The organism is Paenarthrobacter sp. NPDC091711 (genome assembly GCF_044756605.1).
Lineage (GTDB): Bacteria > Actinomycetota > Actinomycetes > Actinomycetales > Micrococcaceae > Arthrobacter.
In genome coordinates this window covers 128,807-143,462 of sequence record NZ_JBIVTF010000012.1, presented here as the reverse complement: position 1 = coordinate 143,462, position 14,656 = coordinate 128,807, and the positions used below count along the sequence as shown (strand labels likewise).

Annotated in this window: 13 protein-coding genes; 7 read left to right on the top strand and 6 right to left on the bottom strand. The window is 62.6% G+C overall.

The genetic code is table 11. From position 1 onward, the window contains the following. Nucleotides 1-119: 119 nt before the first annotated feature. Both ACIQH5_RS17265 and ACIQH5_RS17260 read right to left on the bottom strand, forming a co-directional pair. On the bottom strand, nucleotides 120-725 hold the full coding sequence (locus tag ACIQH5_RS17265; protein ID WP_400405685.1) for a DUF1992 domain-containing protein: 606 nt from the start codon (nucleotides 723-725) through the stop codon (nucleotides 120-122). Nucleotides 726-916: 191 nt separating this feature from the next. Then, a complete protein-coding gene (locus ACIQH5_RS17260; protein ID WP_400405683.1) occupies nucleotides 917-3,187 on the bottom strand; it encodes a SulP family inorganic anion transporter in 2,271 nt (756 codons plus the stop codon). 338 nt (nucleotides 3,188-3,525) lie between these two features. Between ACIQH5_RS17260 and ACIQH5_RS17255 the strand changes: the two genes are divergently transcribed. From ACIQH5_RS17255 to ACIQH5_RS17240, 4 genes are all read left to right on the top strand, one after another. Continuing rightward, nucleotides 3,526-5,607, top strand: a complete 2,082-nt coding sequence (locus ACIQH5_RS17255; protein ID WP_400405680.1) for an FG-GAP-like repeat-containing protein — start codon at nucleotides 3,526-3,528, stop codon at nucleotides 5,605-5,607. A 103-nt stretch (nucleotides 5,608-5,710) separates the two neighbouring features. After that, nucleotides 5,711-6,796: an acyl-CoA dehydrogenase family protein gene (locus tag ACIQH5_RS17250; RefSeq protein WP_400405677.1), complete on the top strand. Its 1,086-nt coding sequence runs from the start codon at nucleotides 5,711-5,713 to the stop codon at nucleotides 6,794-6,796. Then, a complete protein-coding gene (locus tag ACIQH5_RS17245; RefSeq protein WP_400405675.1) occupies nucleotides 6,790-8,148 on the top strand; it encodes a PIG-L family deacetylase in 1,359 nt (452 codons plus the stop codon). Before ACIQH5_RS17250 ends, ACIQH5_RS17245 begins: the two co-directional genes overlap by 7 nt. A gap of 2 nt (nucleotides 8,149-8,150) precedes the next feature. Continuing rightward, nucleotides 8,151-8,939, top strand: coding sequence for a glycosyltransferase (locus ACIQH5_RS17240; protein WP_400405672.1), 789 nt, complete (start codon nucleotides 8,151-8,153; stop codon nucleotides 8,937-8,939). A gap of 25 nt (nucleotides 8,940-8,964) precedes the next feature. Here the strand turns inward: ACIQH5_RS17240 and ACIQH5_RS17235 are convergent, their stop codons facing one another. The 4 genes from ACIQH5_RS17235 to ACIQH5_RS17220 form a co-directional block, all read right to left on the bottom strand. Next, nucleotides 8,965-9,543: an adenylate kinase gene (locus tag ACIQH5_RS17235; protein ID WP_400405670.1), complete on the bottom strand. Its 579-nt coding sequence runs from the start codon at nucleotides 9,541-9,543 to the stop codon at nucleotides 8,965-8,967. A 101-nt stretch (nucleotides 9,544-9,644) separates the two neighbouring features. Beyond that, nucleotides 9,645-10,133, bottom strand: coding sequence for an SRPBCC domain-containing protein (locus tag ACIQH5_RS17230; protein WP_400405667.1), 489 nt, complete (start codon nucleotides 10,131-10,133; stop codon nucleotides 9,645-9,647). After that, entirely contained in the window at nucleotides 10,130-10,492 is a 363-nt protein-coding gene (locus tag ACIQH5_RS17225; protein ID WP_400405665.1) for an ArsR/SmtB family transcription factor, read from the bottom strand. The genes ACIQH5_RS17230 and ACIQH5_RS17225 overlap by 4 nt, the downstream gene beginning before the upstream one ends. A 48-nt stretch (nucleotides 10,493-10,540) precedes the next feature. Then, nucleotides 10,541-11,419 carry a MurR/RpiR family transcriptional regulator gene (locus ACIQH5_RS17220; RefSeq protein ID WP_214820259.1) on the bottom strand — a complete coding sequence of 293 codons (879 nt, stop codon included), beginning with the start codon at nucleotides 11,417-11,419 and terminating at the stop codon, nucleotides 10,541-10,543. 108 nt (nucleotides 11,420-11,527) lie between these two features. On the opposite strand from ACIQH5_RS17220, the gene ACIQH5_RS17215 reads away from it, so the two are divergent. The 3 genes from ACIQH5_RS17215 to ACIQH5_RS17205 are packed head-to-tail and all read left to right on the top strand — an operon-like array spanning nucleotide 11,528 to nucleotide 14,637. Beyond that, a complete protein-coding gene (locus ACIQH5_RS17215; RefSeq protein ID WP_400405662.1) occupies nucleotides 11,528-12,916 on the top strand; it encodes an MFS transporter in 1,389 nt (462 codons plus the stop codon). Continuing rightward, nucleotides 12,913-13,416, top strand: a complete 504-nt coding sequence (locus ACIQH5_RS17210; protein WP_400405660.1) for a GAF domain-containing protein — start codon at nucleotides 12,913-12,915, stop codon at nucleotides 13,414-13,416. Before ACIQH5_RS17215 ends, ACIQH5_RS17210 begins: the two co-directional genes overlap by 4 nt. Beyond that, nucleotides 13,417-14,637: an amidohydrolase family protein gene (locus tag ACIQH5_RS17205; RefSeq protein WP_400405657.1), complete on the top strand. Its 1,221-nt coding sequence runs from the start codon at nucleotides 13,417-13,419 to the stop codon at nucleotides 14,635-14,637. Nucleotides 14,638-14,656: the final 19 nt, after the last annotated feature.

Sequence of the window (14,656 nt, the reverse complement as noted above, 5' to 3'; positions counted from 1 at the left end):
CGAACTCAACGACAGACCCCGCCAACGATTCGACTTCTGCACCCCCAATGAGATGATCAGAACCTTCCTGTTGCGATAACCGCTAGAAACCGCCGGCTCAGAACGACCTGATCTGCTACTTAGTTGGGTTTGCCGGGGCCGTGCCAGAGCCGCTGCCACCACGTCCGGGTGGTCGGCGGTTCAAGCTCTGGCTCTGGCGGAGCTGCTGCAGCCCTGCGCTCCCGCCACCCTTCCACTTCAGCCTCAACGTCCCGGAGCTTGGTGACCACCGGGGGTCCGCCTTGGAGTTGCCGCCGGGCCTCGATCACGCGTTTGTTGAAGTCTTCAAGGATGTCCCGGATCTGTTTTTCGGTGTACTGCTGGTCCAGCTTGGCGTCGAGCTCCGAGTCCTCGATCCGCAGCAGAATGGCGGGCGGTCCCATGCCACTGAGCCGTTCACGCTGAATGAGGCCTTTGACCCACCAGTCGGGGTCGTAGTGCTCCCCCAGGCCGGGGATTGGCTTGCCGGCGTACTTCAGGTTGTCGAACTTGCCTTGTTTTTGGGCGTCCCTGATGAGGTACTCAACCCGAGCAGCGTCGTCTACTTTCCGGCGTTTCTCGCGTTCTTCGGCGTCCGCCGCCTCGAGCTCTGCGTCTTCCTCGGCGTTCCCGCCCCAGGACCGCACGGCCCGCAGCTCCGCACCCCGCTCGAGCTTCCGCCTGAACGCGTTATTCTCGGCGCTCACGTTCCCGCCACCTCCTCACACGGCAGCCCTCGCCTGCCGGAAATCGTGGTTTCTGAACCCAGTATTACCCACGCTGTGGGTGGCCCGGGCCTTCACCACCCACATTAAAACTGGAACAGCCCCGACACGCCGTGGAAGAGGAGTGTCGAGGCTGTTGTCCGCCCAAAGTGGGTGGATGGGGGCCCGCGGAGCTACGCGCGAACCGCCATGCTCGGATCCAGTTGCTCGATGCCCTCCGGTGTCACCAGGACAACCCGGGCCGTGCAAATGTCGTAGAACAAGCCAGTGGCCTCCAGCTGCTGGGACGCCAAGGCCGGGCCGGTGACGGGGTGTTCTTCCAGCTTCCGGAGTTGGAGGGCAACGTTCACCATGCTTAATTGGTCGAGCCGGCTGTACCCCTCAGCAGCAGCGGCAACCCCTACAGGGTGGCCGGCCAGCAGAGCAGCGTAACTCGGGCGGGCGTGCTCCAGCCACGTATCGAAGCCGGCACCCATGTCAGGTGAAGAGCCTTCAGCATCGGCAATGACGGCTTTCATCGCACCGCAGTTGGAGTGGCCGCAGACCACGATGGAGTCCACGGACAAGCCTTTGACAGCGAAGGACAAGGCAGAGTCGATCGAAGCATCGCTGCCGTCATTGCACACAACGTTGCCAATATTGCGGAGGGTCAGGAGGTCGCCGGGACCACTGCTGGTGATCAGGTTCGGATTCACCCGCGAGTCCACGCAAGCCACAAAGAGCGTGTCCGGGTTCTGCCCTTCGGTGAGGTCTTGAACCAGCGGACGGACCTTGTCCGCGTGCCGCCGGTGGTACTTGTCGATGCCAAGGAGGATTGACCGCAGCGGCAGCCGCCCGCCGTCGTCGTCCGCTGGGGTGGCCCCGGAAGGCAACCAGGACGTGCGGGGCGGCAGCGGGAATTCGCGCGGGTCCTGGCGTTGTGGGGCGTTGTCCTCGGCGTCGCTGAATGCCGTGGTGCCGTGCTCTTCGAGGATCACCGATGCGCCGGTGTTGCGCTGCTGCTTCCGCCAGGTGACCAGGGCTTCGCGGAAAGCGTGGTCAAGGTAGTCGGCGTTGAGTTCAACCACAACGTCCTGGCCTTCGGGCACTGAATGGAGGACCCGGTTGAGCCGGGGCAGCGCGAAGAAGCTGCACGAGCCGGCGATGGTGACGCGCCATGGCAGCGCTTCAGCTGAGGGGGCATGCGCTTGGATCTGTGCCCGGAGCACACGCCACAGCACGCAGAGTGCGGCCAGTGCGAGGCCAATGATGACGCCTTCAAGGAGGTTGAGGGCCACCACGCAGACCAAGGTGACGCTGTAGACGAGGAGGTCGCCGGTGCGGAGGCTCGTGCGGATGTCCGCGACTTTAACGAGTTTGGCGCCGATCACCAGCAGGAGTCCGGCGAGCACGGCCAGCGGAATCAGTTGGATGAGTCCGGCGAAGAGGGCCGAAAACACCAGGACCCACACGCCGTGCAGGATTGCGGAATTGCGGCTCTTCGCTCCGGCTTCAACGTTGGTAGCGCTGCGGACAATCACACCGGTGACGGGCAGTCCGCCGAGCATTCCGGACACCACGTTGGCCGAGCCTTGGCCCACGAGTTCCCTGTTGAGATTGGTCCGCGAGCCGCCCATCTTGTCCACCGCGACGGCTGACAGGAGCGATTCGATGCTCGCGATCAGGGCTACCGTGATGACAGCCATGGCAGCGGCGCGCCAGTTACCGTCGGGCAGGCTGGGAAGTGCGATTGCATCGAAGATGGAGCCGCTGAAGCTGATGCGCTCCACGCTTGGCGCGACTGCGACCGAGAGTGCCGTCACCGCGACGACGGCGGCAAGCGGCCCGGGGATTTTCCGCACCGCGGCTGGGAGGAACTTCCACGTCAAAAGAATCGCGACGACGGCCAGACCCAGGAGCGCCGAGTGCAGCTCTACGTTGGTGATGGCGGCGGGTAGGCCTGTGAGGTTTTCGATGGCGGACCCAGCGGCTTGACCGCCGAGGAGCACATGGAGTTGCTGCAGGATGATGGTGATGCCGATGCCCGCGAGCATCGCTTTGACCACCACCGGCGAGACCGCCAGCGCCGCCCGGCCAATGCGGCTAACGCCAATGAGCAGCTGCACGACGCCGGCAGCAGCGGTGATTGCGCATGTCACCTGCCAACCGAACTCATCTACAAGACCGGCAACGACGACGGTCAGTCCGGCGGCCGGGCCGCTCACCTGCAGTGGGGAGCCACCCAGACTGCCTGCAACGATGCCGCCGACGGCTGCGGCAATGAGACCGGCCATGATCGGAGCACCTGAGGCGGCGGCGATGCCGAGGGAAAGCGGGAGGGCTACGAGGAAGACGACGAGCGATGCTGGAAGGTCTGCACCAAGGTTGCTGAGGAAGCTGGACTTCTTTCCCGGCGGGCTGTGGGAGTCGGTGGGAACTGTGGCGGATTGATTGGGCTGCGGCATTGGTTCTCCTAGCTCGGACTACTGACCCTTCCAAGCTACGGAACCTGTCACCGTTAATGACAACAAGATGTGACAAGCGTGACAAAAGCTGTGAAGATGCGCTTCATGTTGGGACAAAGGGGAACTTTGGCGGGGGTGGAGCGCGTTGGGGCACTCGCGGAGGCCTCCCGGCCACCTCCGCTATTCCCTCCGATTCCATGACTTCGCTTCCGGACGTATAAACTTCGCAGGTTGACGCGATGGTCGCGCACTGAATTATGGGGGTCGAGCCTTTGGCTGCTCTGGGTTTTTTCACTCTTTCTACCAACAGCCTCCGGCGTCGAATTGCAGCCGCTCTGGTGGCTGTGGCCACGGCTGGGACAGTCCTGATGGGCATCTCCTTGCCCGCTCAAGCCGACACCATCACGGGTGGCATCCGCATCGGCTCCGAGCCTTTCGCCGTAGCGGTAAATGAAGTAACTAACAAGGTCTACGTCACCAGCGAGGTGAGCAACTCCGTCATCGTCTTGGACGGGGCAACCAAGCTGGAAAGGACCATTCCGGTCGGTACGCGGCCTCGCGAACTGGCCGTCAATGAGAAAACCAACAAAGTTTATGTAGCGAACAATGGCAGTTCATCCTTGAGCGTCATTGACGGAGCAACAGGTACCACCAAGACCATCGCTTTGACGGGTGACCCTATGACAGTTGCGGTGAACGAGACCACCAACAAGGTCTACGTCTCCACATCCGGCACGAACGGCGTTACTGTCGTTGATGGTGCCACGGGTGCCACCACAGCCCTTCCGGCAACCGTCTACTCCTTCGCCGTCAACGAGAAAACCAACAAGATCTACGGAGTAACCCGAGGCAGCAGCCAGGTGACTGTTGTTGACGGTGCAACGAACGCCGTCTCAGCGATCCCCGTGTGCAGCGATACCCGCGGGGTCGCAGTGAACGATGCCACCAATACGGTTTTTGCTACGTGCCTTGCTTCCAAGGCGATCGCGGTTATTGATGGTGGAACTCTTGCGGTCACAACGGTCCCCACTGGCGCGGACTCCGGGCCCAAGGAGATTGCGCTGAATCGCAGCAACAACAAGGTCTACGCACTGAACTCTGAGATTGACAGCATGACCATACTGGATGGCTCAACGGGGGCGATTGCCACCGTTCCCACGGGGAATTTTGGCTCAGGTCTGGCAGTCAACGAGGTCACCAACAAGGTTTACGTATCCCTTTGGTACGGCTTCCGCGTGATGGTCTTTGACGGAACCACCAACGCTGCTGGAAGCGTTCCAGGCTTCCGCATGCCGGGCCAAATGGCCATCAATACGAAAACCAACAAAATCTACGTACGAAACGTGCCCTACGGCATCAACGAAGACAGCAAGAATGTTGTCGTCATCGACGGCACGAGCGTCGCTCCCACTTTCACGTCCGGCCCTCCCCCGTCAAAGGGTGCGGTGGACGCGTACTATGAGCACAGATTCACGGCCAAGGGTTCGCTCAGCTCTACCTTCAAGGTGGCCAGCGGCTCCGTTCCAACAGGACTGACTCTCAGCGATAACGGCATCCTGTACGGGGTTCCAACGTCCGCGGGCACCTTCACCTTCAGCATTTCTGCCACAAATGGTTACAGCCCTGACGCCGTGACGTCTGCATTCACGGTGACTATCGCAGCTGATATCCGGCACGATTTCAATGGCGACAAGAAGTCCGATGTCCTGGCCCGGACCACTAACGGCGACCTGTGGCTCTACCCCGGCAACGGGAGCGGAGGTTGGCAGGCACCGTCCAAGGTGGGGCAAGGCTGGAACGCCATGACAGCCCTGGTCACGCCCGGGGATTTCAACGGCGACGGCAGGGCCGACGTGCTGGCCCGGGATGCCAACGGGGTTTTGTGGCTGTATCCGGGGAATGGCCAGGGCGGATGGCAAGCCCGGCTTCAAGTGGGCCAGGGCTGGAACGAGATGACAGCCATCACAGGAATCGGAGATCTTGACCTGGATGGAAATGCGGATATCGCAGCCCGGGACAGCTCCGGACAGCTGCGGCACTACCGCGGAAATGGCCACGGCGGCTGGTTGAGCCAATACTCAGTCGGCAGCGGCCTGAACGGCATGAACTTCATCGCCGGCCCTGGAGACATCACCAAGGATGGCGTCCAAGACCTTCTGACCCGGGATGCCAACGGCACACTGTGGAGCTTCAACGGATATCGCAACACTGCCTTCTACACCGGTACCCAGGTCGGTTGGGGCTGGAACGCCATGACCGCCATAGCCACACCCGGTGACTTCAACGGCGACGGCAACGTGGACCTGCTTGCCCGCGACTCCGCCGGCGTCCTGTGGCTATACCCGGGCAACGGCAACCAAGGTTGGCTCCCGCGGGTCCAAGCCGGTTCCGGCTGGAACGTCATGAACCACATCATCTAGCACCGCAAAACAAAGCAAAGCGGACGACGGCGGGAACCTCCCGCCGTCGTCCGTTTGCTTTCCGCATACATAACCTAAGGTTCCTTAGTTTAGGCTTGGCATCATGAGCTATTCCGAAGCCCAGCCCGTCCGCATCAGTTCCGAACCCGCGCAGCTGCAAGCCCTGGAACCCGTGCTCGAAAAAGTGCGGGCAGCAGTGGGCGACGTGCCGACTTTGCTGACCCTGGCCGAGGACATCGGACGGACCGCCCCAAAGCCCGGCGAAGGAAACACCGCGAAGCTATGGGAGCTCCTGGCCTCCGTGACAGCCGTGGATGTCGCGGCCGGGCGCGTACTCGAACCGCATCTCGACGCTCTCGCGATCCTCGCCCAAGCCGAAGTCCAAGCCGGAGCTGACGGCGAACACGAAGGAACTTGGGGAGTCTTCGCAGCGGAAGGCCCCGGAATGAAGCTCGAAGCCAAACGCACCGTAAACGGTGGCTACGTCCTCAATGGCTCCAAACCGTGGTGCTCTCTTGCCGCGCAATTGGATGGCGCAGTGATCACCGCGCACACTGAGGAAAACAGCAGGGCAGCCTTTGCCGTTGACCTAAAGCACCAGGGCGTGACAGCGGAGACACCCGCGTGGACCAGCCGGGGGCTGAAGGAAATCCCCAGCGGAACCGTCCACTTCGACCAAGTGAAAGCACGGCCCGTCAACCAGGGAAGCTGGTATTTCAAGCGACCGGGCTTCGCTTGGGGCGGCATGGGTGTGGCTGCCTGCTGGTTGGGCGGCGCGGTGGCCGTAGCGCGAGACTACGCGGATGCGCTGACGAAGGCCGCAGCCAATGGGCGCGAACCAGACCAAATTGCGCTGGCTTCCCTGGGCGAAATCGACCGTATCCTTGCCACCACCACGAGCTACCTCGCCCAGACGGCGGAACGCATCGACGCCGGCGAACTGGAGGGCGCAGATCCTGACGGTCCAAGCCCCTGGCCCGAAGCCTTGCGCATCCGCGGGACTGTTGCCGCCGCCGTCGAGCGTGTCCAAACCTTGGTGACGCAAAACCTGGGCCCCGCCCCGCTGGCTTTCGACGAAGCGTACGGCAAGCGCATGGCGGACCTGTCCCTGTACATCAGGCAGCATCACGCGATGCGGGACGACGCCCAACTGGGCGCCCTGGCTCTGAAGGGAGACCGACGATGGTAGCTTTCTCGCACACGGACACCGGCACGTCGGAGTCGGAATGGGCAGCCAGCGGAGTTGCCGCCCTACCGGAGCTGCCACTGAGCGCGGACGAGCTCGCGGGCATGACCTTCGTTGTACTGGCCGCCCACCCGGACGATGAAACTCTGGGCGCAGGCGGTTTCCTCGCCAAACTCCATGCCGCCGGAACTGCAGTGGAGGTTCTGCTGTGCACTGCAGGCGAGGCTTCGCATCCGGACTCGCCAACCACGACGCCGGAACAGCTTGCCGCTGTCAGGCTCACGGAGTTCCACGCGGCAGTGTCCGGTTTGGCGCCGGATGCCACGTGGCGGTTCCTGGAACTTCCCGATGGGCAGCTTGCGGCCAACACGGAGAGCATCGCAGAAGCCCTCCGGGCGACGGTGGCCGGAAGGCCTGCTGAAACCGTCGCGATCGTGGCCCCCTATCGCCATGACGGACACACGGACCATGACACCCTCGGCAGTATCGCCGCTGACGTCGCGACGCAGGGCGGCCACGGCCTGCTGGAATACCCCATCTGGTACTGGTTGTGGGCGGGACCGGATGACTCCACGTGGAACTCGTGGGTGCGGGTGCCGTTGACCGATCAGGATCGGCGCGCCAAAGCACTGGCGATGCGCGCCCACACCTCCCAAACGGGCCCCCTCTCAGATCAGCCCGGCGACGAGACGCTCCTTTCGGATACGTTCTTGGAGCACTTCAGCAGGCCGTGGGAAACCTTCGCGTGGCATCCATCCAAGGCCGGCACCAACTCGGCAGCGGACGCGGAGCGGATTTTCGACGAGGTCCATGCCAAGGAGGACGATCCTTGGAGTTACACCACCAGCTGGTACGAACGGCGCAAAAGGGCACTGACGTTGGCCGCCCTGCCGGAGGAATCTTATGAATCCGGGCTGGAACTGGGTTGCTCCATTGGCACCCTCAGCGAGGAACTCGCCCAGCGCTGCCAGCACTTCCTTGGTGTGGACGCCAGCAGCGCCGCCCTTGCGCAGGCAACTGAGCGGCTCTCACGGTTCCCCTCGGCGGAGACCCGGCACCTGACCATGCCCGGCGAGTGGCCCGAGGGCACTTTCGATCTTGTGGTGCTATCCGAGACGGGCTACTACCTTTCGCCGGATGAACTCACGGAACTCCTGGCACGTATTGAAGCGTCCACCCGGCCAGGAGGCACCTTGGTGTTGTGCCATTGGCGGCACCCCATTTCGGGCTGGCAGCTGGACGCCGAAGCGGTCCATGCGATGGCTCGTCACCAACTCGGCTGGCCCACGCATGGTCTCTACCGTGAGAAGGACTTCATGCTGGAGATCCTTCTCGCCCCAGAGAGGACACCATAACCATGCCCGGCCCGTTGGAGATTAAGAGCGTGGCAGTGGTGATGCCCGCCCATAACGAGGACCAACACATCGGCAAAGCCCTCGTGGCGCTGAAGGCAGCCGCGGACGCTCTTCACCGTGACTGCCCGGGCGTGGAGGCCAGGATGGTGGTGGTCCTGGATCATTGCACCGACCGTTCCGCGGAAATTGCCGCGGCGTATACCTCCGGCGACAACCGCTTCAGCGTGGTCGACGTGAACCTGCGAAGCACGGGCGCCAGCCGGGGCTTTGGTTTCCGCGCTGCCTTGGAAAGCCTGCCTGCGGACGCGACCGAACGTATCTGGCTGGCCACCACAGACTCCGATTCCGCTGTTCCCCGGCACTGGCTGACGCGGCAAATGGACCTTGCCAACGCGGGTGCGGACGCCATCCTTGGCTCCGTGGAACCCGACCCAGAGGGCATGGACCCAGCCATCCATCGTCGTTGGATGGAACTCCATCCGTTCCGGGAGGACCATCAGCACATCTACGGTGCCAACTTGGGAATCCGGGCCTCGGCCTATATCAGTGCGGGCGGCTTCCCCGGGCTGCGCTCCCACGAGGACCGCGTTCTGGTGGAACGGCTCCGTCACCGAGGTTTCGCAGTGACAGCCACGGACACCATACGGGTTGTGACCTCTGGGCGGACACATTCCCGCGCGCCGGAAGGGTTCGCCGCTTATCTACGCTCCCTCGCAGCCGAGCTTCCGGCTGTCCAACACCCGGCCGTCCAGATTCCGGCTGCCGAGCTTCCGACTCCCGCCAGCGGCTAAACAGCCAACGGCTAACAGCCAGCGGCTAAACCGCCAGCGCCTGCTCCAAGGCGGCAATCGCCGCCTTGGTGATCGTTTGGCGTTCGCCCGTTCCGTCCACGCTGAGCAGAATCCCCCGGTTCGAGTACGCCGTCAACACTGGCTGCGTTTGGTCCCGGTACAGTTCAAGCCGCCGCTGGATCACGGGTTCGGTGTCATCGGCGCGTCCCTGTTCCTGTGCCCTGCGGAGCATCCGGGAAAGCAACTCGTCGTCTGATGCGTTCAGCTCAAGAACCACTTCAAGGGTTTGCTGACGGTCGGCCAAGATCTCGTCCAAGGCACCGATCTGGATGACGGTCCGCGGGTAGCCGTCCAACAGGAAACCTGTGGCGGCATCGTCCTCTTCAAGCCGGACCCTGAGCATGGCCGTGGTGACATGATCCGGCACAAAGTCCCCGCGATCCATATACCCGCTGGCTTCTGTCCCCAATTCCGTTTTGTCGCGGACGTGGGTGCGGAACAGCTCACCGGTGGAAATGGCGGGGATCCCAAAATGCCGGGCAATGTGCTCAGCCTGGGTGCCTTTTCCGGAACCCGGAGGACCCATGATGATCAATCGCGCCATGACACTGGTCCGTTTCGAGAGGCAACCGGGACTTAACCATACGCCGACGACGGCGGGAGGCACCCGCCGTCGTCGGCATCTTTTTGTTTTCGGTTCAGTGCTCAGGCGTTGGCAAGCACGGCGTCGATCTGCTCCGCTGCCTCCCGCATTCCGTCTTCCATGCCCATCTCGACCATCTTCTGCATTTGCTCTTCGGAGTCGAAGGAGGAGGTGATGGTCATCCGGGTGCGGTTTTCCAAAGGCTCGAGCTTTACGGTGGCGTGGGTGATGCCCAGGTGGTCCACGGGTTCACCTTGCTCGTCCGCGAAGCCGTCGTCGAACTCCAGGTGGTCCGGGGAGTTGATGGCGGTGAACTTCCACCAGCCCCGCGCCTTGGTGCCGTCCGGACCGGTCATGTAGTAGGCGGCCTTCCCGCCAACGGTAAATTCATGCGTCTCAAAGGTGGCCGGCCAGGTGGGCGGCCCCCACCAGCGCTCAAGCTGCCGGGGGTCTTCCCAAACCTGCCAGACGCGCTTCACGTCGGCATCGAATTCAGAAACTATGCTGAAGCTCAGTGCCTCAACATCCTTGTTTACGCTGACAACAGTCATGGCAGATCCCTTTCATCATCTTCGGCGAGTATGTCCGCAATCCGGTCGGCGCGTTGCCGCCAGACCATTTCCAGTTGATCCAGCAGATGGCGGGCTTTCTGCAACCCTTCATGGTTTCCCCGCACGATCTGCTCCCTCCCACGCTTCTCCTTGGTCACCAGGGAGGCCCGTTCCAGAACCGCAACATGCTTCTGTACGGCCGCGAAACTCATGGTGTAGAGCGCAGCAAGCCCGGAGACCGAGTATTCCCCCGCCGTCACCCGGGCCACGATGTCCCTGCGGGTGGCATCGGCCAAAGCCTGGAAGATCCGGTCGATCTCGGCGTCGGAGAGGTGTGTGTTGAGCTGATCTACAACCATTTGGTTGTACGATATCTCCACCCGTAACACCAAGTCAATGGTTCTGCGCTAGGAACTGGAGCGGGGATGCATGATGCGCATCTGGTCCCACGTCCGCTCCGAGGCGGCGATGTTCTGGTTGGAGCGCTCACGGTCCAAGGAGGCAAGCTCGACGGCGATCGCCTGGACCGCGGCAACGGCACCTGTCAGAGACGGGAAGAAACCCGCACCCTCAGTGGGCACCACAATCCTGTGATCAGCGTGCACTGCTACGGGCGAGCCGGCGCTGTCCGTTATGGAAACAATGGGGGTACCCAGGTTGTGGGCGATGTCCACGGCGCGCATGGTGCTGTCGTAGACCCGCCAGAGGCTGATGGCGATAACGAGGTCTTCCGCACCAAGCCGTGCAATGGCGTTAGTGAGGGCAGCAACGTCGGCATCGAGGAGCCGGACGTTGTATCCGGCAATGATTGCGTTGTGCTCCAAAGCTTTGCCGGGGATGGCGTAACTTCCTGCCGCGACGATGAAAGTCTGCCGTGCACCTGCGATCGCCTTCGCAATATCATGGAGAGTGTGGGCGTCTAATGTGCGCTCGAAATGCGCCAGATTCGCCCGGTCAGTGGACACCGCTGCCTGTGCAGGACTGCTGATGTGGCCATTGTGCTCGGCCGCAACCTCCACTGCGCTCAGAGACGCCAGAAACCGTGAACGCAGCTCAAATTGGAAGTCTGCCCACCCTTTAAATCCCAGTGTTTGCGCGGTTCTGGTGACGGTGGAGGCGTTGGATGCGGCCACGGCGGCGATGTCGCTGACGGAGCCGTAGGACGCAAGCCGGGGCTGCGATCGGAGGATGCCAATGACCTGCAACTGGCGCGCCGCGAGCTTCCGCCCTTGCACGCGACTATCCAGCCACTCGGTCAACGTTGACGAGTCGAAATCTTCTTCCACCTATTGACCTACCTCACATTTTGGCCGTACCTTCGATACATCACTTCTGCACAGACCCGTGCATATTCCTAAAAATGTACAACTTGGCCCAATTTGGCAGGAATCCCCATGTCTCTCACAGCACGCCTGGATCGTCTGGCTCTCAGTCGACCACACTACAAGCTTCTCCTCATTGGAGGCCTCGGCTACTCGTTCGACGGTATGGACGGGGCAGTGGTCGCCTTCCTGCTCCCACGTATCCAGGAACTGTGGGGCCTCAGCACTGCCAGCCTCGGCTTGGTTGGCTCAGCAGCCCCGTTCGGCTTCTTCTTCGGCGCCATCCTGGCAGGGTGGATGGGCGACCGCTTCGGCCGCAAGAAGGTCATGCTCTGGGCTCTGGCCTTCTACTGCCTCATGTCAGTGGTGGCGGCAATGGCCCCCAACTTCGAAATCTTCCTGATTGCACGGATCTTTGCAGGATTGGGAGCGGGCGCCGAAAGCGTCATCATTGCACCGTTCCTGTCTGAGTTCATCCCCCCGAAGCGTCGCGGCTGGTTCATTGGAACCCTGGCCGGATTCTTCTCCTTTGGCTTCGTGGCTGCCGCACTGATCGGCCGCTTCGTTGTTCCGCTGGGCGAGGACGGCTGGCGCTGGGCGCAGGTCATCACCGCGGTCCCCATCCTTCTTCTGCTCTGGTGGCGCAGGAGCCTGCCTGAGTCCCCACGCTTCCTCATCAGCCAAGGCCGCGTCGCAGAGGCAACCGAAGTGGTGGACCGATTTGAGCAGAGCGTCGTGAAGGCCACCGGGAAGCCCCTTGCTCCCTTGCCGGCCGCCGAGGAAGAAATCACCAAGCACGAGCAAAAGATCAGCGTATGGAACGCACTGAAGTTCATGTGGTCCAAGGCGATGCGCCGCCGGACAGCCGTTATTTGGCTGATCTGGTTCGTGATCACCTTCTCCTACTACGGCTTCTTCTCCTGGATCCCCACCCTCCTGGTGGGCCGCGGCATCACCATCACCAAGAGCTTCGAGTTCTCGATCCTGATCTATCTGGCGCAGATCCCCGGCTACTTCTCCGCCGCGTGGTTGTGTGACCGAATTGACCGCAAGAACACCATCGCCCTGTACCTGGCAGGATCGGCCATCAGCGCCTTCTGGCTGAGCCAATCCAATGACTCCGGCATGATCCTGCTGGCCGCCGCCACGCTGTCCTTCTTCCTGAACGGCACCTACGCCGGCGTCTACGCCTACACTCCGGAGCTCTTCCCCACCTGGATGCGCGCCACGGGTGTTGGCCTGGCCAGCGCAGTGGGCCGCATCGGCAGCATCCTGGCACCGTCCATCATCGGCATCTTCGCCGCATCCCTCGGTTTCGGCGGAGTATTCACCATGACCACCGTGGTGCTGACCATCGGCGTGCTGGGTGTGGTGATCTTCGGAGCTTCCACCGCAGGCAAGTCCTTGGAGGACATCAACGCCCGCGCCGAGCATGATCCGGCAGCGGCAGGAAGCAAGTGAACGCCGTGAATTCAGACGAAGTTTTCCAGCAAACGCTTGAGGCAATGCAGCAAGACCCCGGCGTCATTCTCTTCACGGCACTGCAGTGGATTCCGCAACGCTCCAGCCTCAAGCGGCTATTCACCAGCCACCCGGCCGAATATCCGGTGGGCGGCGAGAAAACCGTGGAGATCTCGCCCGGCTGGCTGGGTACGGTCATCGAAAAGAAGGAGCCGTTCCTGGCTCCCGATCTGACGGCACTGAGGGAAGTCTTTGCAGACTCCGAGCTCATCCAGCAACTGGGCTGCGGGGCCGTCATCAACGTGCCGGTCCTCGACCAACAGCACAACGTGGTTGGCGTCCTCGCCCTCCTGGACGCGGAAGGCAAGTACACGCAGCAGAGTGTGGAAACCGCCGTCGGCGTCATTCAACAGAACCTCGCCAGCCTTGTTGAGGCCTTCGAGGCCCATCCCACCGAAGCCCCCGAATCCCCCGAAGCACCTGCGAAGGACACCGTTTAAATGAGCACCACCCCACTCATCATCCGCAACGCAAGCGTCCTGGACGTTGAGGCCGGCACCTACTCAACCGCCGACGTCGTAAGTGTTGACGGGAAGATCAGCAGCGTAGGGCCTGACCTTGAAGCTCCATCGGGTGCGCGGGTCATCGATGGCACCGGCAAGTTTGTGATCCCGGGCCTGATCGATGCCCACGTCCACGTGGTGGCATCCAGCGCCGACTTCCGTTCACTCACCTTCACGCCGGCGTCCTATGTCTACGCGCAGACGGCCCGGATCATGGGCGAGATGCTGCGTCGCGGATTCACCACTGTCCGCGATCTGTCCGGCGCCGACTTCGGTCTGGCCATGGCGCAGCAGGAAGGCCTGCTGGAGGGACCGAAGATCCATTTCTGCGGTCACGCCCTCAGCCAGACCGGAGGCCACGGCGACATGCGCCTGCCCGGCGAGGATCACGATCCCAATGGTCGGGGCTGCTGCGGGATCGGCCGGGTGGCCGACGGTGTTGACGCTGTCCGCGCCGCGGCCCGCGACGAAATCCGCAAGGGCGCCCACCACATCAAGATCATGGCGTCCGGCGGCGTCTCCTCCCCCACTGACCGCATCGACTCCACCCAGTACTCCATGGAAGAAATGCGGGCGGCTGTGGAGGAGGCACAGGCTGCCAACCGCTACGTTGCCGCCCACGCCTACACTGCCCGGGCCATCAACCGTGCGCTTGAGGCGGGTGTCCGCTCGATCGAACACGGTAACCTCCTGGACGAGGAAAGCCTGAAGCTGTTCCTCGAAAAGGACGCCTTCCTGGTCCCCACACTCGTCACTTACTGGGCGCTGAAGGAAGAGGGCAAGGAGTTCGGGCTCACGGAGGAAATGTGGGCCAAGGTGGACTCCGTGCTCACCAGCGGCCTCGAAGCGATCGGCCGCGCCCACGAAGCCGGCGTGAAGATGGCCTTCGGCACCGACCTCCTGGGCGGCATGCACCGCCACCAGAATGAACAGTTCAGGCTGCTCGGGAAGGTCCAGCCCGCTATTGATGCCATCCGTTCTGCAACCACGACGGCGGCCCTGCTGCTTGAGCGCGAAGGTGAACTTGGCGTGATCGCGCCGGGTGCGGATGCTGACCTGCTGGTTTTGGGGGCCGACCCGGTGGCGGATATCGCCGTGCTGGCCGACATCTCCGAGCACTTGGAATACCTCATCCAGAACGGACGGGTGATCTCCTAGCTTCTGAGCCGGGCGCGCA

Excerpts from the sequence above, each read along its gene's own strand:
- ACIQH5_RS17240 (WP_400405672.1), top strand. The coding sequence starts at position 8,151 with ATGCCCGGCCCGTTGGAGATTAAGAGCGTGGCAGTGGTGATGCCCGCC.
- ACIQH5_RS17235 (WP_400405670.1), bottom strand. The coding sequence starts at position 9,543 with ATGGCGCGATTGATCATCATGGGTCCTCCGGGTTCCGGAAAAGGCACC.
- ACIQH5_RS17260 (WP_400405683.1), bottom strand. The coding sequence starts at position 3,187 with ATGCCGCAGCCCAATCAATCCGCCACAGTTCCCACCGACTCCCACAGC.
- ACIQH5_RS17215 (WP_400405662.1), top strand. The coding sequence starts at position 11,528 with ATGTCTCTCACAGCACGCCTGGATCGTCTGGCTCTCAGTCGACCACAC.
- ACIQH5_RS17205 (WP_400405657.1), top strand. The coding sequence starts at position 13,417 with ATGAGCACCACCCCACTCATCATCCGCAACGCAAGCGTCCTGGACGTT.
- ACIQH5_RS17250 (WP_400405677.1), top strand. The coding sequence starts at position 5,711 with ATGAGCTATTCCGAAGCCCAGCCCGTCCGCATCAGTTCCGAACCCGCG.
- ACIQH5_RS17245 (WP_400405675.1), top strand. The coding sequence starts at position 6,790 with ATGGTAGCTTTCTCGCACACGGACACCGGCACGTCGGAGTCGGAATGG.
- ACIQH5_RS17225 (WP_400405665.1), bottom strand. The coding sequence starts at position 10,492 with ATGGTTGTAGATCAGCTCAACACACACCTCTCCGACGCCGAGATCGAC.
- ACIQH5_RS17230 (WP_400405667.1), bottom strand. The coding sequence starts at position 10,133 with ATGACTGTTGTCAGCGTAAACAAGGATGTTGAGGCACTGAGCTTCAGC.